This window comes from Nocardia cyriacigeorgica (assembly GCF_029868385.1).
Taxonomy (GTDB): Bacteria; Actinomycetota; Actinomycetes; order Mycobacteriales; family Mycobacteriaceae; genus Nocardia; species Nocardia cyriacigeorgica_F.
Genome location: NZ_JARWNX010000037.1, coordinates 90938 through 111705 on the forward strand (window position 1 = coordinate 90938; position 20768 = coordinate 111705).

The window sequence follows — 20768 nt, forward strand, 5'->3', positions numbered from 1 at the left end:
ATCGGGCCGGGACTGGACGGCATCCAGCCGCGACACGCGCGGGCGTCCGGTTTCGGGTGTCGGGGTTGCGGTGTCCCGCCGGGTAACCCATCGTGGAGGGGGTTGGGTCAGGGCTTTTGTTCTACAGTCCAGTCGTACCTCGAACGACGAGCGAAGGGGGCCGAAGTGGCGCGAACTGTGCGGATCGATCCGGATGCGGTGGGCACATACAAGGTGGTCGCGGATCAGGTGGCCGCTGAGCTCGCGGGTGCCGCGGCGCAGCTGGTACCCGGTACCGACACTGCCCGCATCGCCGCCGGAGTGGGGTTGCTCGGCGCCGATTTCGCGGCCGAGTTCGTTGCGGCCGTTGGCGACGATCACACCGCGTTGACCACCGCGGCGACGCTGGTCACCGCCTATGGGCAGACGGTGCAGGGGCAGGCCGCCGCGGCCGGTGACCTCGACGCCGACGGCGCCGCCGCGCTCGGCCGGGCGGGTGAGCAGGTATGAAACCGATCTCCGATCCGCCGATGGTGACGGTGCTGGCCGAACCGCTGCGGCGTCTACGTTCCGGGCTCGGATCGGGTGCGGCCGCGCCCGATCAGCAGGTGCTCGGCGCATTGACCACGGCCTCGGCCACCGCCGACGCCACCGAATCCACACACACCCGTGGTCTGCACGCGCTGGAGTCGACGTGGTCGGGGCAGGCCGCCGACACCGCGGTGCCCGTCATCCGCACCACCCGCAGTGAGATCGGCGCCGTCGCCGACCGCGGTCCGCAGTACGCCGCGCTGCTGTCGGACGCCCAGTTCACCAGCAGTCGCGCCGCTCGCGAGGTGGACGTGATCATCGCCGATTTCCGACGCGATGCCCGCAGCATCCTGGACTCGGCCACCTCCGCGCCGGAGACCGACGCCGTGATCGACCGTGCCGCCCAGGCCATCCGGGAGGCGCTCGGTGTGGTGAACACCGCGCAGGGTGAGATGGACGGCCATCGGCAGCGGTTGCGCGATATGGGCCCGATGACGATGACCACCCCGCAGGGTGTGCTCACCACACCCGGAGCCACGCCGGGCACGACCACAACGGTGCCGGGTGCGGTGCCCGGCCAGCCGGTGGATCCCGCCCTGGCGATGCAGTTGCAGTTGCAGCAGCAGCTCGTGGCCGCGGGCGTGCAACTCGGCACCACGGCCATCGATGCCGGGGTGGAACTCGGTTCGAAGATCATCGACCGGATCGCCGACGTCGGTCTCAAAGTCGTCGATACCGTCGGCGCGCAAGCCGGTACCGCCATCGAGCAGGCGCTCAACCCGAACAAGGCCGAACAGGACAAGACCGGTCCGGCCTCGACGGCACCGGCCGGTGCCGGGAATCCGGTGCCGCCGAAGATGTTCGATTTCGGTGGTGGGCCCGCACCGAAGCCGGAGGCGGCCCCGTCCACCCCCGGTGCCGCCATGGTGGCACCGCCGCCCCCGGCGCGTTCGCAGCCGGTCGAGCCCAAGCCTTCCGATAACAACGGTGGCGGTGGTGGCAGCGGTCCGTTCGCGGCGCCGCCCGCGCCCTCCGGTGGACAGCACGGCGGCATGGTCATCCCGCCCGGAACCGCTCAGGGCGGCGGCGACCAGGACCGTAAACCGAGGCCCGGTCAGCTCGGCGTGACCGTCCCCGCCACGCTCACCATGGCCACCGCACCCGCGATCGGCGCCGACGACGACCGATGAGCGACAACCCGTTCGACCCCGGGCTGCCGATGGTGCGTGTTCCGCCCCGCAAACGCGGACGGCGGCGTAAACCGCCGCCCGAAGGCGGTCCCGGCGACCGCGAGGGCAACTGGGACGATTGGCTCGAAACCCCTACGGGCCCGCTGGAACCACCCGCGACCGCCGCGGAGGCCACCGAGGACGAGGCCGAACAGTGGCAGCAGGAACCGGAATACGACGCACCGGAGGAGACGGTCGCCGCCTACCGCGATCACGAACCGTCCCTGCTGCCGCCGCTGATCGACCGCAGCGGCAAGATCGGCGGCGGCTGGCGCAAACCACGGTCGAAACGTTCGACCCGTGACGACGGCAGCAGCGGCGGCCGGGCGCTGAGCATCCTGATGGGCGTCGGCCTCGCGGTCGGGATCGCGGCCGTCGCCGTCGTCATCTCCACCTCCACCGGCGATGACGAGAACCGCGCGGTATCCGCCGACGTCCGCGGCCACACCCCGAACGGCGTCGACCAACTCCCCTCCGGCTCCACCTCGACCCCCGCCGCGCCCACCTCGTCGCCCACGGAGTCACCGGTGGAGAACCCGCCGTACGCCGCCGACGGCTGCGTACAACAACTCGACGGCACCGGCGGCGCCGTGGTCTCCGGAACCCCCACCGGCGGAACAGGTTCCGGCGCCGACGCGATCTTCGGCTTCGAACACGCCTATTACGTAGCCCGCGACGGCCACCGCGCCCGCACCTTCGTCACCGCCGACGCCGGCGTCTCCGACGCCGCAGGCATAGACCGAGGCATCTCCCAAGTCCCCCTCGGCACCCGCTACTGCGTAACCATCACCCCCCTCCCCAACTCCGCCCCCGAGCGCTACCTCGTAGACCTCGTCCAGCAGTACCCTGGCGAAGCCCCCGACACCTTCAACCAGATCGTCACCGTGGCGACTCTCGACGGCCACACCCGCATCACCCGCATCGAAAAGGCCCCGGCTTGAACGGTGCCGGGCTACGCCTGGCCTGTGGTGAGGTCGGCTACCGCCGTATCGATGAGGTCAGCGATGTCGGTGGGGTGTGAGGCGAGGGAGGCGTGTCCGGCGTCGAGTTCGACGATCGTGCGTGGATTCATCCGCTGGGCCATCCGACGTTCGTTGTCGGGGTTGATCATCCGATCTTGAGTCGATACCTGGTACCAGGTGGGATTGACCTTCCATGCGGGCGCGGTGACCGTATCGGCGAAGGTCGAGCCGACCGGAGCCTTCTGGGTGACCGCCATGACCAGCGCCTCGTCCTCTGATAGGTCCTGTGCGAAGCTCTCACGGAACTTGTCCTGCGCTATCCACAGGTAGCCGTCCGAGTCGGGCGCGATGTTCTCGAACGCCGCGGGCGGGAGTTGCTCACTGATCTGGCCTGCGCTCTCGCCGGCGTCTGGTGCGAAGGCCGCGACATACACCAGTCCCACCACGTTGGGCCGGTCACCGGCTTCGGTGATCACGGCGCCACCGTAGGAGTGGCCGACCAAGAGCACCGGTCCGTCGACCTGATCGATCATCTGGCGGGTGCGTGCGGCATCGTCGGCGAGCGATGTGAGTGGATTCTCCACCGCGCGTAGTCCGTCGTAGCCGCGTTTGTGCAGTTCGACGATCACTTTGGCCCAGTGGGCCGCTCCGCCCCAGAATCCGTGCACAAGAACGACCGGGGGTTTCGATGTCATCGTTGCCACCTTCTCGATCCGTCGGAATGTATCGTCGGCCGGACCGACCATCGCCCGGCCTGTGGAGCGGTGATCGACTACTGCGGGCTACCACCAACCGTATGTGGGGCAATGCGTGCGGTGTATCTCCTGATACGACTGGATCGCCTGCGGGGCGCGTTGAGACCGGGGGCGTTTCCTTGCCAGTCGCTACTCGGATGGACGATCCCATGCTGAGCTGAGCATCCGCTGGAGGTTCTGCGCCAACTCGTCGTCGTTGGCGTACATCTTCACCCGCGCCAGGGCGAGCTCGTAGCAGCGGTCATCAGCTCGTTCGCCGATTACCCATACGACGACTACCGTGCCGTCCTGTTCGAGCTGGAAAACGATCCGAAACTGCCGGTCGCCCACGACGAGCTTGCGCAACCCGGTCAAGTTTCCGCCGGATTTCGATCCGAGTGGCTGCCCGCGTTTGCTCGGCTCGACCTCGAGCTCTTTCATCTTCCGAAGGACCTTGATCTGCGACGATCGATCAAGGTCTCGGATGTCTTCCTTTGCTTCGTCTGTCAGGACGACCTTCGCCATATCAGTCGTCTGTCAGCGCGATCCCCAGTTCTGCGGCTACGTCGTCTAGATCGTGACGGTTTCCGCTGTCGGTCACGATGCGTGACAGCGCCATCATCAGTAGCCGCATATCTTGCTCTCTTTCGTCTAGTTCCCGCAGTCGGTCGATGATCTCCGGGCTGACGATCGCGGCCATTGGCCGGTTGTTCTTCATCACCAGGAAGCTCTCGCCTTCGGACGCTGCCGAGATGTACCGCGAGGTGTCTCGGCTCACGTCGGTGACGCCTACGAAGTTGCTGGTCGGAATACTCACCATCTGCCCTCTCCCACCATCTCTATGTACTCACTATATGGGGGATCATTATCACGATTCTACCCACAATTCTGCACACTATCGCACCTATCGGTGAAAACGTGGGTTGACCCAGGTGGGAAGCTGCGTGTGGCGGTGCCGGTGTGGCGGGACTCTCGGGCATCTAGGCCCGGTCGGGCACCTCGGGCGCCAGCTCACCACGCGCCGCCCGTGGTGAGCAGTGCGACGGCCGCGAGTACCGCGGCGAGGGGCGGGCGATCGCCTGTGGGCCCCGGGGGTGGTTGTTCGGGCATCGCCCGTGTTCGCGCTCGTCGCTGCCGCGGAACATATACGGGCCGGATGGGCCGCCATTGGATACGCCGCACCAGCCGGTGTCGCCGAATGGGCTGCCAGTGATGACGATTCGCGCTTGTCAGCCGCAGTGCACGGCTCGTCCGGTCGCGTGCCGTTGTCATCAGCAAACGTCGAAAACGCTGTGAGTTGGACGTTTTTCAGCGCTTTCGACGAAAGTGCATTGGGTACAGTGCCCGATCTGAAGCTCTGATTCGCTTGGTTGTTTTCGCTGGTCAGAGGCCGTTTTCTATATGGAGCCGATGACGGGAATCGAACCCGCGCTGTCTGCTTGGGAAGCAGAAGTTCTACCATTGAACTACATCGGCAGTGCCCCTGAACGGGGTATCAACAGGAGACTGTAGCAGAGTCCGTGCGGTCGGGGGAAAGCTCCAGGTAAGCGCGTCTGACCTGCGGATCGTTGTGGTCGTGCGGGGTTCGGTGGGGTGGGGCGGCGCGTGTGGAATTGATCGGTGAGCACTAGTGGTGGGTGGTGCGGTTTTCTTCCACTCCGGGCGCGGTTGTGGGTGCCGCGATCCAATTGGTGCTGCTTCCAGGAAGTTTCACGCCACTCGAGCATGGGGTTGTTTATGACTGACCGGTCATTCATAATAAGTTCATGCCGAAGGTAGTCGATCGGGCCGCTCGTCAGCAGGAGATTCTGGATGCTGCGGCCAAGGTGTTTGCGCGGAAGGGGTTTGCGGCCTCGCGGATTGATGATGTGGCGGCTGAGGCGGGGGTTGCCAAGGGGACGATCTATCTGTATTTCGACAGTCGCGATGCGCTGTTGAGTGGGGTGTTCTCCAGTTATGTCGCGGAGTCGGCGCGGGTGCTGGGGGACCTCGGGGATGGGTCGGCGTTGGAGCGGTTGGGGCGGCTGGTGCGGGGGGCGATGGAGATGCTCGAGGCCCATCCCGATCATGTGCGGGTGCTACTGGATGTGTGGGCCGCCAATCCGCCGATCGACCTGGTTGGCGTCTATCGGGACTATCGGGCGGCGCTCGCGGAACTGCTGGACGAGGCCGCCGAGGCGGGTGAACTGCGGCCGGGGATTGGGGCGCGGCATGCGGCGGTGATCGTCGCGGCGATCGAAGGGTGTCTGGTGCAGGCGCTGGTGGATCCCGAACTGTCGCTGGGGGAGCTGGTGGAACCGGTGGTGCAGATCTGTGTGGAAGGGATACGGCGATGACGCTCACCGATCGGTTGATCGCGCCGCAGGCGACGCGTGCGGAGGTCTGCCTCGGCTTTTCGGCCGCAATCGGCGGTGCCGCAACGGCATTCGCGCTGTCGATAGCGGCCGGATGGTCGTGGATCACGGTGGCGGTGGTGGTCGTGATCGCGTTCGACATCTTCGGTGGGGCCGTCGTGAATGCCATGTCCTCGGCCAAGCGCTGGTATCACCGGCCCGGTCGGACATCGGTTCATCATCTGGGTTTCGTCGCCGTGCATGTGCAGCCGTTCATCTTGGCGGCGGTCGTTCCTGGTTTCGACTGGCTCGCGGCGGCCGTCATCTACGCGGTGGCGTTGGCGGGCGCCGTGATCGTGACGGTATCGCCGGAAGCATTGCGCCGTCCGATCGCCTTCGCCGCCACGGCATTCGGCCTGGTCGCGGTGACCAGCCTGATCACCATGCCGCATGAACTCATGTGGTTCTCGCCGCTGCTGCTGATCAAACTGCTGCTGGCACATCTGCTTCCCGAGAACACGGCGGATCAGGACCGCCCCGACCTGCCTGGTCTGGCGACCGGAACCGCCACCGCATGAGCATCGTTATCCTGCGAACAGCGGCAGGAGCCGGATACCAGCCTGCCCCGGCCGCACGAACGTAAGGAAGCACCCAGCCCATGAGCACTCCCACACACGCCTTCACCCACGACGCGCTGGGCGAACTGGACGCGGTGGCACTGGCCGCGGCGATCCGCGATGGACAGGTGAGCCGTGCCGAGGTGATCGAGGCTGCGATCGAACGGGCCCGGCGAGTGAACCCGCAGCTCAACGCCATCGAGACGGACTGTTTCGCGCAGGCGCGCGCTGCGCGGGCCACCTCCGGCGTGTTCTCCGGGGTGCCGGTGTTCGTCAAGGACAACACCGACGTCGCCGGGCTGCCCACCTGCCACGGCTCGGCCGCATTCGACCCGCATCCGGCCAAACGCACCAGCGGTCCGGGCGCGCAGTTCCTGCATCCGGGGTTCGTGGTGCTCGGTAAGTCGACGCTGCCGGAGTTCGGGCTCACCGCGAGCACCGAGTACGCCGAGCGGCCGCCCACCCGCAATCCGTGGAATGTCGATCATTCGGCAGGGGCATCATCGGGTGGGTCGGCGGCGCTGGTCGCAGCCGGTGTGGTGCCGATCGCGCACGCCAACGATGGTGGCGGTTCGACCCGCATCCCGGCGGCCGCGAATGGTTTGGTCGGGTTGAAGCCGACCCGTAACCGGCTGCTCGATCAGCCGGGTGCGCGGCAACTGCCGGTCCATCTGGTGGCCGAAGGCGTCCTCACCCGGTCGGTGCGCGATACCGCGCACTATCTGGCGGCGGCCGAGCGATTCCACCCCAACACCGCGCTCCCGCCGATCGGCTTGGTGGAGGGCCCGAGCGACCGGCGGCTGCGGATCGGCCTGATCAGGTACGACGTCCGCGGTCGCGCGGTGCACGAGGAAACCGGTGCGGTGCTCGACTCCGCGGCGGCGGTGCTGGCCGGGCTCGGCCATGATGTGGTGGAAACCCGGCTCGATATCGACGAGCAGTTCATCGAGGACTTCAAGCTGTACTGGGCGGCGGTCGCAGCGCTGCTGTCGACCTCGTTCCGGATCGCGCAGCGCAAGCAGTTCGACCCGCGCTTGCGCGATCCGTTCACCAAGGGGCTGTCGGCGCTGGCGACGAGCCGCCCGCTCGGTGTGGTGGGCGCGGTGCGCAGGCTGCGCGCCGCACCCGCGATCTACGACGGCCATTTCACCGAAGTGGATGTGCTGCTGAGCCCGGTGCTCTCCCATCCGGCGCCACTGATCGGCGAACATTCACCGAATCTGCCGTTCGAGGAGCTGTTCGCGAAGCTGGTCGACTACGTCGGGTTCACCCCGCTCAACAATGTCGGTGGCGGGCCCGCCGTATCGCTGCCGCACGGGCGGATGTCGGCGAACCTGCCCGGCTCGATCCAGCTGTCGGCCCGGCGTGGCGCCGAACGGACGCTGCTGGACCTGGCCTACCAGTTCGAGTCGGCAAGCCCGTTCCCGCGCATCACCGACCTGGCGCCCGCGACCGAGCGGAACGCGAGCTAGCTGTACTGACCACGGACGAGCGATCGGCCCTGGCTCACTTCTCCGCCCAGACCCCCAGCTCATTCCCACTCGGGTCGGTGAAATGGAACCGCCGCCCGCCGGGGAACTCGTACGGCCCGTTGACCACGGTCCCGCCCGCTGCCTCGACAGCGCCGACGGAGGCGTCCAGGTCGTCGGAGTACAGCAGTACCAGCGGCCCGCCCTGGCGGGGCTGTTCGGCCAGTGCCAGCCCGCCGACCTCGGAGGTTTCGGGTGCGGCCGGGTTGCGGATGCCCGCGTAGGCGGGGCCGTAATCGTTGAACTGCCAGCCGAACGCCTCGGTGTAGAAACGTTTGGCCGCGTCCAGATCGGTGACGGCGATTTCTATGTAATCGATGGCGTGGTGGCGGTGGCTGCTGACGTCGGTATCGGACATGGGCCGATCATGCGCCAGGGGTACGACAACTTCCCGGTGACGCGCGGCGCCGAGCCTGCCACTACGCTCTTGCGCGTGCTGCTATCCGATCGTGACATCCGGGCGGAGATCGCCGGTGGGCGTCTCGGGCTCGAGCCGTTCGAAGAGACCCTGATCCAGCCGTCGAGTATCGACGTGCGTCTGGACGGGATGTTCCGGGTGTTCAACAACACCCGATACACCCATATCGATCCGGCGCAGCGGCAGGACGAGCTGACCAGTCTGGTCGAGCCCGCGCCGGGCGAGCCGTTCGTGCTGCATCCCGGTGAATTCGTACTCGGCTCCACCCTCGAGGTCTGCACCCTGCCCGACGATCTGGCGGGGCGCCTGGAGGGCAAATCGAGTCTCGGGCGTCTCGGCCTGCTCACCCATTCGACCGCTGGCTTCATCGATCCGGGTTTCAGCGGCCACATCACGCTGGAGCTGTCGAATGTGGCGAATCTGCCGATCACGCTGTGGCCCGGGATGAAGATCGGCCAGCTGTGCCTGTTCCGGCTGACCAGTCCCGCCGAGAATCCCTACGGCAGCGCCGCCACGGGCTCCAAATACCAGGGCCAGCGCGGACCGACGCCATCGAAGGCGTACCTGAACTTCCCGCTGCCGAGCCTGGACCACCGGCCCTGAGCGCGACCGCCTGATCAACCGCCGCGGCCACGCAGTCGAGGGCCTGGATCTCGTATCGACCTCCGGTCGTGCGTGCTCGTGCCGGACATCGTTGTGTCCGAGTCCACGCTCGGCCCCCGACGCACAGCTTCCTCGTCTATGCGCGGGGGCCGAGCGCGGCCGACCGCTCAGTCGGGCCGATCGGATCCCACCGCCAGCGCGGTGGTGACGATCATCGACAGCGGCGGCAGCGGTTCATCACGTTCGGGCGGTTCGACCCAGTAGCAACCTTCGCGGGTCCAGCGGCCGAGGCCGGTGGGCAGCATGAGGGCACTGCCGACGGCGGGAATGCCGATATCGAGGCGGTTGAGCACCTCCATGACCTGCGCGCCGGGTCTGCTGTCGGGCGCGGCGAGGAAGCTCCACCGGATCTGTCTGGCCAGCATCGGCGCTCGCACACCTTGCTGATCCAGTGCCGCGCGGACCTTTTCGGCGCGCTCGGTGGGTAGATGGACCACGCAGACCCGTGCGGTGATCGGTAGCATCACGAACCCGCCGCGTTCGGTCACCACCAGGCCGAATTCGTGCCGGTAGTACGCCGCCCAATCGTCGATCGTCCTCAGTTTTTGCACGTTCACTGCGCAGCCCCCTGGTCCGTTGATATCGGGCCGGTCGGAGTCGGTTTCGCTACCGATCCAGGCTCGCCGAAATCCCCGGCGCGCCACAAGCGCCCACATGCCGGCGTTCCACTGCCCTTGCGCCGCCAGTTATTCGGCCCGAAATGTCATGTGGCAGGGCTCACAAATTGCTCGTAATCTGTGGAGGACGTTTCGTTCGGAAGGGAAGACAACGTGGTCCGGCAGTGGTCAGGTAAGGAGACCCGGGCGCTGCGCGACGCCATGCGGATGAGTATCCGGGAGTTCGCCGCCCATTTGGGGGTGCATCAGCGCCTGGTATCCAAATGGGAGGCGGGCGGCAGCCGGGTCCATCCACGGCCGGTCAACCAGGCCGCGCTGGATACTTCTCTGGCCAGGTCCGACGATGTGGTGCGGGCACGGTTCGCGGAGCTGATCAGTCAGTCCGCCATACCGCGATTCGACGCGCGAGCCGGCGACTCGGCGCACAGCAGTTATTCGAGCGACGCGGAACTCTTGGACCTCATAGACGCCGGAGCGGTGAGAGGCGATGCGTTAGCAGCGATTTCGGAGAGGGACCTGATAATGGCGGCTGCCCACGAGGCCAGTGAACACGCGAGCCGTGCCGAGAGCACCAATGTCGGCGCGATGACATTGGAACAGCTCGACGCCGATGTCACCCGAATCGCCAACGACTACGTACATATTCCGCCGGTACCGATGATGGTGGAGATGCTGCGGGTGCGGCGGCGGGTGTATCGGTTGCTGGAAGGGCAGCAGCGCCCCGCCGATACCAGCCATCTGTATCTGCTCGCGGGCAGCCTGTCCGGTCTGCTCGCCAACGCGAGTACCGATCTCGGCCATTACGATGCGGCCGCCGAACAGATCCGCGCGGCCAGGTCCTACGCCGAACTGTGCGGTCACAACGGATTACGTGCGTGGACGCGCGGTATGCACGCGCTCATCGAATACTGGTCCGAGCGTCCACGGCGGGCCGTCGAACTGGCCCAGAGCGGACTGGAATTCGCCGATTCGGCCACCGCGCGGGTGCGGCTGAGCAATATCGAGGCCAGGATCTGGTCGAAGATCGGCAGTGTCGCCGATACCGAACGCTGCCTGCGTGCGGCCACCGACGCCCGCGGCGGTTCGGGCTCCGACACGCTGCACGACGGAATCGGTGGCGTCTTCGGTTTCCCCGACGCCAAGGCCGAGTACTACGCGGGCGCCACCTATATCCATCTGGGTCTGGCCGAGCCCGCCCTCACCGCCACTCAGCAGGCGATCGAACTGTATTCGTCGGGCCCGTCCTGGCAGCGCTCGTACGGCGCGGAAGCATTGGCACGCGTCGATTCCGCGGCCGCGCACCTGATCAACGGCAGCCTCGACGGTGCTGCCGCGGCACTGCATCCGGTGCTCGGACTCGCCGAGGACAAACGCATCGCCCAGTTGGAGGAGCGGTTGACCGGAGTCCGGCGCAGGCTCGTCGCCTTCGACGGCGCCACCGAGGCGGTCACGCTCGATGAGAGCATCGAGGAGTTCTGCGGGACCACCGCGGCCACCGGGATCGCTGCGGGCGGCCCGGGATGAGTTCGGCTATTTCGGCTGGTTGATCTCCACTTTGCTGCACAGCCAGCGGCCGTCGACCTGCTCCATCGTCATGGCGAACGAGTACTGGCGGGCCTGGGGCGCCGGATCGCCCGTCTTCGAGACGGTCTGATTGGCGAGGACGGTGATCTCGGCCCGGTTCTCGTCGCCGGTTTTGTGGAAGCACTGGAAGTCGGAGCCCCGCGATGTCGCTCCGGACTGAACCATGAGCTCTTCGAGGTTCGGGTACGTGCTGTCGAACTCGGCCTTGAACGCACCGGTCGAGCCGGTGTCGACGGCCTTTTTGTAGGAGTCGAGGTCGCGGTAGTCGTAGGTCGTGAGGGCGGCGGCGAAATCGCAGCCCGCCTGCTGCGCCGCCGCCCGCGCGTCCTCGGCGCGCTGCCGGTCCGACTCCTGTTTCTGCGCCTGCTGCTCGGCGGCGGCCGAGTTGCGCATCGCCACCGCGACCGCGACACCGGCTCCACCGAGTACCAATACCAGCGCGATCACCGCTGCGCTGATCAGCGCGATCCGCCGCCCCTTGGACTCGGCGGCGGGACCCGGTGCCGGAGGTGCGACGTGGCCGGGGAATTGCATCGGCGCACCGGACAACGCCTCGTTCGCCGCCGCCGCGAGTTCACCGCAGCTATCGAACCGGTGCGCGGGATTCTTGGCCATGGCGCGTCCGATGACGGCATCGAATCCGGGCGGCAGCGCGGGATTGCGGCTGCTCGGCGTTGGTATCGGCAGGTTGAGATGGGCATGGATCAGTTGGGCCGAGTTGGTGCCCGGATACGGGGGCGTGCCCGTGAGCATGTGGAACAGGGTGGCACCGAGCGCGTACACGTCGACGCGATGATCGATCTCGGCGTCGGCGTCGAACTGTTCGGGCGCCGCGTAGCGCAGGCTGGCGAACACCTCACCGGTGCGGGTGAGCCCGACCGATTCGTCGAGCGCTTTCGCGATACCGAAGTCGGCGAGCAGTACCCGTTCCTGCGAGCCACGTGCGAGCAGGATGTTGGCCGGTTTGACGTCGCGATGCAGGACTCCGGCCCGATGCGCGTGATCGAGCGCGCGGGCTGTCGTGTCGACGACGCGCACCGCGTGCGCCGGATGCAACGGTCCCTGGCCGAGCACGGCGCCCACGTCGGTCCCGTCGACGTACTCCATCGCGATCCACAGCTGCCCGTCCTGTTCACCGCGGGCGTGCACCGCGACGATATCGGGATGTGACAGCCTGGCCGCGGTATCGGCCTCGCGCCGGAATCGCTCGCGGACCTCGGCATCGTTGGTCAACGCCCGGCTCAGCAGCTTCAATGCGACCGGTCGTGGCAGGTCACGGTCACGCGCGAGGTAGACCTCACCCATGCCGCCGATGCCGAGCAGCCTGTCGATCCGATATCCCGCGAACTCCTGGCCATCCGCCAGTGACTGCCCCAAAGCCGGTACTCCTCCACCCGCAGTTACGGCGGTCACCTTACTGGACCGAAGTGCGGGGAGTCGGATATCGGATTGCCGAGGATGGCACCATGGAGCGGTGAGTACCGGTCATCCGCATCGCCCGCCGCGCGTTCTGGAGCAATCCACCAAGCTTCAGGACGTCGTCTACGAAATCCGTGGACCGGTACTGGCGCATGCGGCACGGCTAGAGGGCGAGGGGCATCGCATCCTCAAGCTCAATATCGGTAATCCGGCACCGTTCGGGTTCGAGGCCCCCGATGTGATCATGCGCGACATCATCGCGGCGCTGCCGTATGCGCAGGGCTACTCCGAGTCGAAGGGCATCCTGTCGGCCCGGCGCGCGATCGTGACCCGCTACGAGCTGGTGCCCGGCTTTCCCGAACTGGATGTGGACAGCGTCTACCTGGGCAATGGCGTCTCCGAGCTGATCACCATCACCATGCAGGCGCTGCTGAACAACGGTGACGAGGTACTCATCCCGGCTCCGGACTATCCGCTGTGGACCGCGATGACCAGCCTGGCGGGCGGCACGCCGGTGCACTATCTGTGCGATGAGTCCAACGGCTGGCAGCCTGATATCGCCGATATCGAGTCGAAGATCACCGATAAGACCAAGGCGCTGCTGGTCATCAACCCTAACAACCCCACCGGCGCCGTGTACTCGGCCGAGGTGTTGCAGCAGCTGGTGGACCTGGCGCGCAAACATCAGCTGTTGCTGCTCGCCGACGAGATCTACGACAAGATCCTCTACGACGACGCCAAGCACATCTCGCTGGCGACCCTCGCTCCCGATCTGCTGTGCCTGACCTTCAACGGCCTGTCCAAGGCCTACCGGGTGGCGGGATACCGCTCCGGCTGGCTGGCGATCACCGGTCCGAAGGAACATGCGGCCGGATTCATCGAGGGCATCGACCTGCTCGCCTCGTCCAGGTTGTGCCCGAACGTGCCTGCTCAGCACGCCATCCAGGTGGCGCTCGGCGGACATCAGAGCATCGAGGACCTGATCCTGCCCGGCGGCAGGCTGCTGGAACAGCGTGACGTGGCCTGGGAGCGGCTGAACATGATCCCCGGCGTCTCCTGTGTCAAGCCCAAGGGCGCGCTGTACGCGTTCCCGCGGCTCGACCCGAATGTGCACGAGATCCACGACGATGCCAAACTCATCCTCGACCTGCTGCTCCAGGAGAAGATCCTGATGGTGCAGGGCACCGGCTTCAACTGGCCCGCACACGACCACCTGCGGATCGTGACCCTGCCGTGGGCGCGCGACCTGGCGGTGGCGATCGAACGGTTCGGCAACTTCCTCTCCAGCTACCGCCAGTAGAGACCGACCCGACAGAACCCAGCCCCCGATTCTGCCGGGCAAAACAGACCTGGTGTTGGAGTTCTGGAGGTTTTTAGAGACTTACTAGCGCAAAACTGGGACTTTTGTGTACAGTAGGCATCGGCGCTTTCGAGCGCCCGGTTGGATTGTCTACCCCCCCTGGACAATCCAGCTTTCGGGTTAGGCTGCCTACCCCCCTGGGCGCCGACCTGTGGACGGCGGAGACATCCCCCTGCTCTCCGCCGTCCCTCCCGCCTCTCCGCGATTTTTGGCCAGACTCAGGCGCGGGGTTCGTTGCGTTGGCGGCCGGCGGTTGTGCTTTGGGGTGAGTTGGCTGGTACCCGGTGAGTTACCCGGATCCTGCGAGATCAGTTGGTGCGTTCGGTAGTGATAGCGGGTAGTCGCGTGGTGGGGTGAGCTGGTTTGAATTGCTGCTGTGGCGGGCGTCTCCTTCCGCGTTTGCGGGGAATTGGGGCGGTGTGTGGCTCGTGGCCGTCGTTTGTGGTGGCTCGGCCACGTTGCTGCTGCTCTTGAAAATGAGGTCCATTAAGCTCGGCGCGTGAGCGACCACCATCACCATCACGATCACTCCGGGCCGATTGCGATCGGGGCCACGGCTGCTCGGGTCGTTGTCGGGTTACTTGCGGTCATCGGGGTCATCGTGGTGATCGCGACCATCGCGTTGTGGCCGAGTGAGCAGAGCGTCGATATTCCGCTGCCCATGCAGAACGCCGGTGGTGGGGCGGTGGAGACCGAAGCGGGGAAGGTGGTCCTGCAAGATGTGGGGGCCTGTGGCAGTCCGTCGCTCGGCAAGGTGTTCGCGGAGCGACCCGAACCGCCGAGCACCAACGCCTACAGCTGCCAGCGCAGCCTGATCGCCATCGAGTCGGGGCCGCACGCGGGCAATCACACACTGCTCGAAATCGCGCCGGGGCCGGGGCAACCCGATCTGCGGGCGGGCGACGATATCCGGATCGTCCGGCAGACCGCACCCGACGGCACACCCCTGTACTCGTTCGACGACTACGCGCGCGGGCTCCCGCTGACGCTGATCACCCTGGCCTTCGTCGTGGTGATCATCGTGGTCGCGCGCTGGCGCGGCCTGCGCGCACTGCTCGGCCTCGGATTCGCGTTCGGTGTGCTCGTGGTGTTCATGCTGCCCGCACTGCTGGACGGAAAACCGGCCATCCCGGTAGCCCTGGTCGCGGGATCGCTGATCCTGTACGCGGTGCTGTATCTCGCACACGGCGTGAACCTACGCACCAGCTCCGCGCTGCTCGGCACGCTGACCTCGATGCTCCTCGCCGCCGTACTGTCCTGGCTCACCATCGGCGTCACCGATCTGACCGGACTGTCCGAGGAACAGAACACCAACGTCGCCACCTACCTCGAACACGTCAGCATCACCGGACTGCTGCTGGCCGGGTTCATCATCGGATCGCTCGGCGTGCTCAACGATGTCACCATCACCCAGGCCTCGGCCGCGTTCGAACTGGCGGCACTCGACGAAGGCGCATCCCGGCGGGAGATCTTCGCCGCCGCCATGCGCGTCGGGCGCGACCACATCGCCAGCACCGTCTACACCCTGGTACTCGCCTACGCCGGTGGCGCGCTACCGCTACTGCTGCTGTTCAGCGTCGCGGGCCGGTCGATCCAGGACGTCCTGGTCGGCGACGCCGTCGCGATCGAGATCGCGCGCTCCGCGGTCGGCGGTATCGCACTGGCACTGTCGGTTCCGCTCACCACGGGTATCGCGGTCATGCTCGCGCGTCCGTTCGGATCGGCGAAGCCCGCCACACAAGTGAACAGCAGGCCCCGGCACGCGAAGGCCTGATCTCAGGGTGCGGCAGCAGCGGGATGGTCGGTACGCAGGGTGAACAGCAGACCGCGGCATGCGAAAGCCTGACGTCAGGGTGCGGCGGCGCCGGGGGAGCAGCGGCGGGATGGTCGGCACACAGGAACAGCAGGCCCTGGCACGGCGGAAAGCCTGATCTCAGGGTGGTGGCGGCGCCGGGGGGAACAGCGGCGGGATGGTCGGCACGATGATGGGCGGCAGGCCGGGGACCACCACGATCGTGTTCGGCCCGACCGTCGTCGGCGCCGGTTCCTCCGGCCGCTGACGCTGCGGGGGCGGAACCGCGATGGCCTCCTCGGCCTCGGTGGGGGTCGGCGCTGTCGGCGGTGGTTCGGCGGCGGTGCCCTGGTCCTGGGTGGTCGGCAGGGGCGAGGTGTTGCCCTCGCTGGTATGCGAATCCCGTTCCAGCACCTGCGGTCCGTACCCGAGCCCCAGACCGATCGCGGCGACCACGGCCAGCGCGCTCACCGTCAGCGCGGCACCGCTGACCTCGCGCCGCCCGCGTCTGCGCTCGGTGGGGGCCGACAGCCAGGACGGCGCGAGATCGTCGTCATCGAAGGCGGTGGCCGCGACGGGATGCGGGGCCGCCGCGACCGGACGCGGAGCGCGCACAGTGCGGGCCAGCAGGGCGGCGCCGCGCGCCGCGACCGTCTCCGGGTCGGCGAGCACGGTCACCGGCAGACCCATCCAATGCTCGAGCACCTTGGCCACCAGCGGAATCCGCGAACCGCCGCCCACGACGAGCACCCCGTCGACGGATACACCGGAACGCATCGCCACGTCCCGCGTCATCCGCGCCGACGACTCCACGGCGAGCATGATCAGCGATTCGAAATTCTCCTGCGCCAGCAGCACCAGGCCCTGCTCGCTCGGCAACGCCACCGCGGTATTGCTCGACAGCTGTTCCTTCGCCTGCCGGCACAGCGCGTCGAGCTGCGCCAACCCGGAATGATCATGCGGATGCGCGATCCGGCCGGACGCGATCTGTTGTTCGCGGATCAGCGAATCGATGTAGTCGCCACTGATATCGCTGGTGCGTTCGGTAGCGCGGACCTGCCTGGTCTCGACATCGACGATGCTCACCGAGAGCCCGGAACCGCCGAGGTCGTAGACCACGAGTGCCCCGGCGCCGCGGATATCACCGCTGGTCTCGGCGAATTCGATGATCGCGTTGAGTTCGGGAACCAGCTCGTAGTTGGTGATCTGCTGTTTGGCCATGGCCGCGCGGATGGCGCGGGCCTGCTGGTCGGTGCGGTAGGCGATAGCGGTGGCGGTGGTATCGGCGGACGCCTCCAACGTCACCCCGACGACCTCGGCGGTGAGTTCGGCCGGGTCCTGCTCGTCGACGGAGACTGCTTGTGTGTCGAAGGAGTGTGCGGAGAGGTGTTCGTGCTGGAACCCGGCATGGGGCCGCGCCAGCCGAACGGCGCAGGCCCCCACCGCAACTCCCAGTACCGAACCCATCAGCTGCTCATCTCGTTCCCGCTCCACGACATGTGAGCTCGCGCCATCTCCTCGGCGGCAGCTCGACCCGAACCCTACCGATCGTGATCCGCGGAGTTCGTGGCAGTGCCGACCGTTATCCGATGGCCCCCGCCTCGCCAGGCAACTCTACGGTGTGCCGAGCCCCGCGTACACCCATCCCGCGTCCCGCCAGGTGGCCGGTTGGAGACAGTTGCGGCCGTCGATGATGGACCGCGCCCGCACCACCGGAGCCAGATCGTGCGGCAGCAGCGCGGTGAATTCGGACCATTCGGTGAGCACGAGCACCACATCCGCGCGGTCGCAGGCCTCGGCCACCGAGGTCGCGTAGTTCAGCGTCGGGAACACCCGCCGCGAATTCTCCAGCGCCTTGGGGTCGTACACCGTGACCACGGCGCCGTGCAGCTGCATCATGCCCGCGACGTTCAACGCGGGCGAATCGCGCACATCATCGGATTCGGGTTTGAACGCGGCGCCGAGCACCGCGACATTGGCGCCGAGCAGCGATCCGCCGCAGGCTCTTGTCGCCATATCGACCATCTTGGTGCGGCGGCGCATATTGATGTTGTCGACCTCACGCAGGAAGGTCAGCGCATGGTCGGCGCCGAGTTCACCCGCCCGCGCCATGAACGCCCTGATGTCCTTAGGCAGACAGCCACCACCGAACCCGAGACCGGCATTGAGGAAGCGGCGGCCGATGCGTGCGTCGTAACCGAGCGCATCGGCCAGGACGGTGACGTCGGCCCCGGTCGCCTCGCACACCTCCGACACCGCGTTGATGAACGAGATCTTCGTGGCGAGAAACGCGTTCGCCGAGACCTTGACCAGCTCAGCGGTCGCCAGATCGGTCAGCAGGAACGGAATGTCGGCGGCGATCAGATCCGCGTAGATCTCACGCAGTAATTCCTGCACCCAGGCCGATTCGGCGCGATCCCGATCGACGCCGAGCACCAGCCGGTCCGGGCGCAGCGTGTCCTGGACCGCGAACCCTTCGCGCAGGAATTCCGGGTTCCACGCCACCTCGACATCGGCGTCGGTCAGCGCCCTGGCGCGGGCGCCGAGTTCGGCGGCCGTGCCCACCGGCACCGTCGACTTGCCGACGATCACCGAGGGCCGCTCCAGCATCGGCGCCAGCGAGTCGATCACGGCATGCACGTATTTCAGATCGGCGGCGTATTCGCCCTTCTTCTGCGGTGTGCCCACCCCGAGGAAATGGACCTCGGCGTGCGCGGCCGCCTCGGCGTAGGAGGTGGTGAAGCGCAGGCGTCCAGCGTCCAGATTCCGGCGCAGCACGGCCTCGAGCCCCGGCTCGTAGAACGGCACCACCCCATCGGACAGTTTCGCGACCTTACCCGGATCGACATCCACCCCGATCACGTCATGTCCGAGTTCGGCCATGCACGCGGCGTGCGTGGCCCCCAGGTACCCGGTTCCGAAGACTGTGCATCGCATGATCGATTGGTAAGCCGCGCCGGTGGCCGCACCACCACACCGAGGCAAGAGTCCGGGCAACAGTAGGTGTACAGGGGGTGGGACACGAGCTGACCTGCGGATTTATCGGTCTCGATCGGCCCGCCGAGTAGGACCGAGCCGGTATCGGACCGAGCGCTTCATGGGGCGATGCCGGGCCCAGCGCTTCGCGGGGCGTGTCGGACCGAGGGCTTCATGAAGGCGATGCCGGACCGGGGGCTTCGCGAGGCGTGCCGAACCGAGGGCCTCACGAGGCAATAGCCACCGGCGGCTCCGAGCGGTAGGCGGTGTGCAGCAATTCGACCAGCGCCGCCGAATCATCCAGCCGGATGTCACCGATTCGGTCCACCGCGATGGCGGGCGTCCACGAGTTGAGGACCACGGCGCCGCGGAAGCCGCGGACGTCGTCGGGCCGCACCACCAGTGTCCGCTGTGGGACATCGGCCGCCGCGAGCCCACGGCGGACGGTGCCCATCATGGTGCCGGTGAGCACGGCCGCCTCCGGCCAGACGACGGCGTCACCATCCCAGAACGCGAGATTCCAGATCGATGCCTCCGACAGGCGCCCCTCCCGGTCGACGAAGGCGGCGTCATCGAAGCCCGCCGCACGGGCGCGGCGCATGTAGAAGGTCTTGGCGCCCTCACCCACATGTTTGATCTCGGGCATGAACCGCTCGTGTTCGAAGATCGCCAGCGAGAGCGGGCCTTGCGGGCCGTCGGCCGGTGGGAAGGTGCGGATGAGAGTATGCAGCGACGGCTCGACGGAGTCGTTGGTGAATTCCCCGTTGGAGTCGAACACCGTGAGGACCAGTGATAGATCGGGTGGCGACCCGGCGATCGCGGTGCGCAGATCGCGGCGGATCCGCTCGGGGGAGAGTTCGGCGCCGAAGAGCACTCGGGAGGCGTTCACCAATCGGTCGAAGTGCAGATCGAGCCCGCGCACGGCGCCGTCGCGCACCTGCATCGCGGTGAAATGCGCGAACCCCGCGAAGGCGTTGGTACCGAGTGCACCGGGTTCTGCGGGCTGTCCGTCGATCAAGGTCACTGAGGGAAATGTGCTCATGGGGGCGAATTTAGGCCCTGACATGGGTGTCAAGGTCAAGCCTTCACTGGAAAGGAGCGGCATGCTCATCGGAGAACTCGCCGAACAGACCGGCATTTCGCCACGTCTGCTGCGCTATTACGAACAGCAGGGTCTGCTCGATGTCGCCCGCCACCCGAACGGCTACCGGGACTACGACCCGGACGCGGTGACCGTCGTGCGCAGGATCCGCGGCCTGCTCGACGCGGGGTTGAACACCGAAACCATCCGCACCCTGCTCCCGTGCGTGCACGGCGAGGAACCGAGCGTCGAACTCTGCACCGAGGTCGACGCGATACTGCGTCGCGAGCTGAACGAACTCCAAGCCGAGATCGACCGCCTGACCTCGAAGCGCGACGCCATGTCCGGCCTGCTCCTGGACTGAGCGAGCCGACCGCGGCCGGGCCGGGCGTGGATAGGATCGGCCGATGCGACGGATCGGCGGGACTGTGCTGGTCGTGTGCGTGGTGCTCGCGATCGTCACGGCCGCGCTGTGGCCGGTCTATGTGCGCCCGCAGACCGAACCGCCCGCGCCCGCCGACGCGATTCTGATTCTCGGCGGCGCCCACGACGGGCGGGAGGAACTCGGGCTGCGGCTGGCCAGGGACGGTTACGCGCCGCGCGTACTGGTGTCGAATCCGTACGAACGCAGTGCGCTGGTCAACCGGATCTGTCACGGCGGGTACAGCTTCGAGGTGGAGTGCTTCGACCCCGATCCGCGTACGACCCGCGGCGAGGGCCGCTATCTGGCCCGACATGCGCGCGCGGAGGGCTGGACGCGCGTCATCGTGGTGACGTTCACCCCGCATATCTCCCGCGCCCGCTACATCATCGGCACATGCTGGCCGGGCGAGCTGCTGTTCGTCGACCCGAAGCCGCGGCTGTCGGTGGTGCGCTGGGCCTACGACTACGTCTACCAGTCCGCGGGCTATCTCAAAGCGGCGTTCGAGGACTGTTGACGTGCG

Annotated in this window: 21 protein-coding genes and 1 tRNA gene; 12 read left to right on the forward strand and 10 right to left on the reverse strand. The window is 67.0% G+C overall.

The annotated features are described in order from the left end of the window. The first annotated feature begins 165 nt into the window (after positions 1-165). The 3 genes from QH168_RS07975 to QH168_RS07985 are packed head-to-tail and all read left to right on the forward strand — an operon-like array spanning position 166 to position 2680. Complete coding sequence (locus tag QH168_RS07975) at positions 166-489, forward strand: hypothetical protein (protein ID WP_280233874.1); 324 nt, start codon at positions 166-168, stop codon at positions 487-489. After that, positions 486-1700 (forward strand): hypothetical protein, encoded by a 1215-nt coding sequence (locus QH168_RS07980; RefSeq protein ID WP_280233875.1) that lies wholly within the window; start codon positions 486-488, stop codon positions 1698-1700. The genes QH168_RS07975 and QH168_RS07980 overlap by 4 nt, the downstream gene beginning before the upstream one ends. Then, the gene (locus QH168_RS07985; RefSeq protein WP_280233876.1) at positions 1697-2680 is read left to right on the forward strand and encodes a hypothetical protein; all 984 of its coding nucleotides are present in this window, start codon (positions 1697-1699) and stop codon (positions 2678-2680) included. Before QH168_RS07980 ends, QH168_RS07985 begins: the two co-directional genes overlap by 4 nt. Before the next feature lie 11 nt (positions 2681-2691). Here QH168_RS07985 and QH168_RS07990 read toward each other — a convergent pair whose 3' ends face one another. The 4 genes from QH168_RS07990 to QH168_RS08005 all read right to left on the reverse strand — a co-directional run bounded on the left by QH168_RS07990 (position 2692) and on the right by QH168_RS08005 (position 4911). Continuing rightward, on the reverse strand, positions 2692-3396 hold the full coding sequence (locus tag QH168_RS07990) for an alpha/beta hydrolase (protein WP_280233877.1): 705 nt from the start codon (positions 3394-3396) through the stop codon (positions 2692-2694). A 189-nt stretch (positions 3397-3585) separates the two neighbouring features. After that, the gene (locus QH168_RS07995; RefSeq protein ID WP_280233878.1) at positions 3586-3960 is read right to left on the reverse strand and encodes a type II toxin-antitoxin system RelE family toxin; all 375 of its coding nucleotides are present in this window, start codon (positions 3958-3960) and stop codon (positions 3586-3588) included. Between the two features lies 1 nt (position 3961). After that, the gene (locus QH168_RS08000; protein WP_280233879.1) at positions 3962-4255 is read right to left on the reverse strand and encodes a type II toxin-antitoxin system Phd/YefM family antitoxin; all 294 of its coding nucleotides are present in this window, start codon (positions 4253-4255) and stop codon (positions 3962-3964) included. 582 nt (positions 4256-4837) lie between these two features. After that, positions 4838-4911 (reverse strand) — tRNA-Gly (locus QH168_RS08005). 290 nt (positions 4912-5201) lie between these two features. Between QH168_RS08005 and QH168_RS08010 the strand changes: the two genes are divergently transcribed. The 3 genes from QH168_RS08010 to QH168_RS08020 all read left to right on the forward strand — a co-directional run bounded on the left by QH168_RS08010 (position 5202) and on the right by QH168_RS08020 (position 7857). After that, positions 5202-5771, forward strand: a complete 570-nt coding sequence (locus QH168_RS08010) for a TetR/AcrR family transcriptional regulator (RefSeq protein WP_280233880.1) — start codon at positions 5202-5204, stop codon at positions 5769-5771. Next, entirely contained in the window at positions 5768-6346 is a 579-nt protein-coding gene (locus tag QH168_RS08015) for a hypothetical protein (RefSeq protein ID WP_280233881.1), read from the forward strand. Before QH168_RS08010 ends, QH168_RS08015 begins: the two co-directional genes overlap by 4 nt. An 80-nt stretch (positions 6347-6426) precedes the next feature. After that, positions 6427-7857, forward strand: a complete 1431-nt coding sequence (locus tag QH168_RS08020) for an amidase (RefSeq protein WP_280233882.1) — start codon at positions 6427-6429, stop codon at positions 7855-7857. A gap of 34 nt (positions 7858-7891) precedes the next feature. On the opposite strand, the gene QH168_RS08025 is transcribed toward QH168_RS08020, so the two are convergent. Continuing rightward, positions 7892-8272, reverse strand: coding sequence for a VOC family protein (locus QH168_RS08025; RefSeq protein WP_280233883.1), 381 nt, complete (start codon positions 8270-8272; stop codon positions 7892-7894). Positions 8273-8347: 75 nt separating this feature from the next. Here QH168_RS08025 and dcd point away from each other — a divergent pair, with 75 nt between their 5' ends. Beyond that, entirely contained in the window at positions 8348-8935 is a 588-nt protein-coding gene (dcd, locus tag QH168_RS08030; RefSeq protein ID WP_280233884.1) for a dCTP deaminase, read from the forward strand. 167 nt (positions 8936-9102) lie between these two features. Here dcd and QH168_RS08035 read toward each other — a convergent pair whose 3' ends face one another. Next, positions 9103-9546 carry a hypothetical protein gene (locus tag QH168_RS08035; protein WP_280233885.1) on the reverse strand — a complete coding sequence of 148 codons (444 nt, stop codon included), beginning with the start codon at positions 9544-9546 and terminating at the stop codon, positions 9103-9105. Between the two features lie 219 nt (positions 9547-9765). Between QH168_RS08035 and QH168_RS08040 the strand changes: the two genes are divergently transcribed. Continuing rightward, complete coding sequence (locus tag QH168_RS08040; RefSeq protein WP_280233886.1) at positions 9766-11136, forward strand: helix-turn-helix domain-containing protein; 1371 nt, start codon at positions 9766-9768, stop codon at positions 11134-11136. A 6-nt stretch (positions 11137-11142) separates the two neighbouring features. Here the strand turns inward: QH168_RS08040 and QH168_RS08045 are convergent, their stop codons facing one another. Continuing rightward, positions 11143-12573, reverse strand: coding sequence for a serine/threonine-protein kinase (locus QH168_RS08045; protein WP_280233887.1), 1431 nt, complete (start codon positions 12571-12573; stop codon positions 11143-11145). A gap of 97 nt (positions 12574-12670) precedes the next feature. Here QH168_RS08045 and QH168_RS08050 point away from each other — a divergent pair, with 97 nt between their 5' ends. Next, positions 12671-13915, forward strand: a complete 1245-nt coding sequence (locus QH168_RS08050; RefSeq protein ID WP_280233888.1) for a pyridoxal phosphate-dependent aminotransferase — start codon at positions 12671-12673, stop codon at positions 13913-13915. Positions 13916-14474: 559 nt separating this feature from the next. Next, entirely contained in the window at positions 14475-15749 is a 1275-nt protein-coding gene (locus QH168_RS08055) for a YibE/F family protein (RefSeq protein WP_280233889.1), read from the forward strand. 159 nt (positions 15750-15908) lie between these two features. Here the strand turns inward: QH168_RS08055 and QH168_RS08060 are convergent, their stop codons facing one another. From QH168_RS08060 to QH168_RS08070, 3 genes are all read right to left on the reverse strand, one after another. Further along, positions 15909-17234 carry an Hsp70 family protein gene (locus QH168_RS08060; protein WP_280233890.1) on the reverse strand — a complete coding sequence of 442 codons (1326 nt, stop codon included), beginning with the start codon at positions 17232-17234 and terminating at the stop codon, positions 15909-15911. A 147-nt stretch (positions 17235-17381) separates the two neighbouring features. Next, on the reverse strand, positions 17382-18704 hold the full coding sequence (locus QH168_RS08065) for a UDP-glucose dehydrogenase family protein (protein ID WP_280233891.1): 1323 nt from the start codon (positions 18702-18704) through the stop codon (positions 17382-17384). 265 nt (positions 18705-18969) lie between these two features. Then, complete coding sequence (locus QH168_RS08070) at positions 18970-19785, reverse strand: aminotransferase class IV family protein (RefSeq protein WP_280233892.1); 816 nt, start codon at positions 19783-19785, stop codon at positions 18970-18972. 61 nt (positions 19786-19846) lie between these two features. Between QH168_RS08070 and QH168_RS08075 the strand changes: the two genes are divergently transcribed. Both QH168_RS08075 and QH168_RS08080 read left to right on the forward strand, forming a co-directional pair. Beyond that, the gene (locus tag QH168_RS08075) at positions 19847-20188 is read left to right on the forward strand and encodes a MerR family transcriptional regulator (protein ID WP_280233893.1); all 342 of its coding nucleotides are present in this window, start codon (positions 19847-19849) and stop codon (positions 20186-20188) included. Positions 20189-20231: 43 nt separating this feature from the next. Then, positions 20232-20762 (forward strand): YdcF family protein, encoded by a 531-nt coding sequence (locus QH168_RS08080; RefSeq protein WP_280233894.1) that lies wholly within the window; start codon positions 20232-20234, stop codon positions 20760-20762. The last annotated feature ends 6 nt before the right edge of the window (positions 20763-20768 follow it).

Coding starts and splice junctions, on each gene's coding strand:
- QH168_RS07985 (WP_280233876.1), top strand. CDS start 1,697: ATGAGCGACAACCCGTTCGACCCCGGGCTGCCGATGGTGCGTGTTCCG.
- QH168_RS08060 (WP_280233890.1), bottom strand. CDS start 17,234: ATGGGTTCGGTACTGGGAGTTGCGGTGGGGGCCTGCGCCGTTCGGCTG.
- QH168_RS08070 (WP_280233892.1), bottom strand. CDS start 19,785: ATGAGCACATTTCCCTCAGTGACCTTGATCGACGGACAGCCCGCAGAA.
- QH168_RS07990 (WP_280233877.1), bottom strand. CDS start 3,396: ATGACATCGAAACCCCCGGTCGTTCTTGTGCACGGATTCTGGGGCGGA.
- QH168_RS08025 (WP_280233883.1), bottom strand. CDS start 8,272: ATGTCCGATACCGACGTCAGCAGCCACCGCCACCACGCCATCGATTAC.
- QH168_RS08000 (WP_280233879.1), bottom strand. CDS start 4,255: ATGGTGAGTATTCCGACCAGCAACTTCGTAGGCGTCACCGACGTGAGC.
- QH168_RS08020 (WP_280233882.1), top strand. CDS start 6,427: ATGAGCACTCCCACACACGCCTTCACCCACGACGCGCTGGGCGAACTG.
- QH168_RS07980 (WP_280233875.1), top strand. CDS start 486: ATGAAACCGATCTCCGATCCGCCGATGGTGACGGTGCTGGCCGAACCG.
- QH168_RS08010 (WP_280233880.1), top strand. CDS start 5,202: ATGCCGAAGGTAGTCGATCGGGCCGCTCGTCAGCAGGAGATTCTGGAT.
- QH168_RS08015 (WP_280233881.1), top strand. CDS start 5,768: ATGACGCTCACCGATCGGTTGATCGCGCCGCAGGCGACGCGTGCGGAG.
- QH168_RS08080 (WP_280233894.1), top strand. CDS start 20,232: ATGCGACGGATCGGCGGGACTGTGCTGGTCGTGTGCGTGGTGCTCGCG.
- QH168_RS07995 (WP_280233878.1), bottom strand. CDS start 3,960: ATGGCGAAGGTCGTCCTGACAGACGAAGCAAAGGAAGACATCCGAGAC.
- QH168_RS08075 (WP_280233893.1), top strand. CDS start 19,847: ATGCTCATCGGAGAACTCGCCGAACAGACCGGCATTTCGCCACGTCTG.
- QH168_RS08065 (WP_280233891.1), bottom strand. CDS start 18,704: ATGCGATGCACAGTCTTCGGAACCGGGTACCTGGGGGCCACGCACGCC.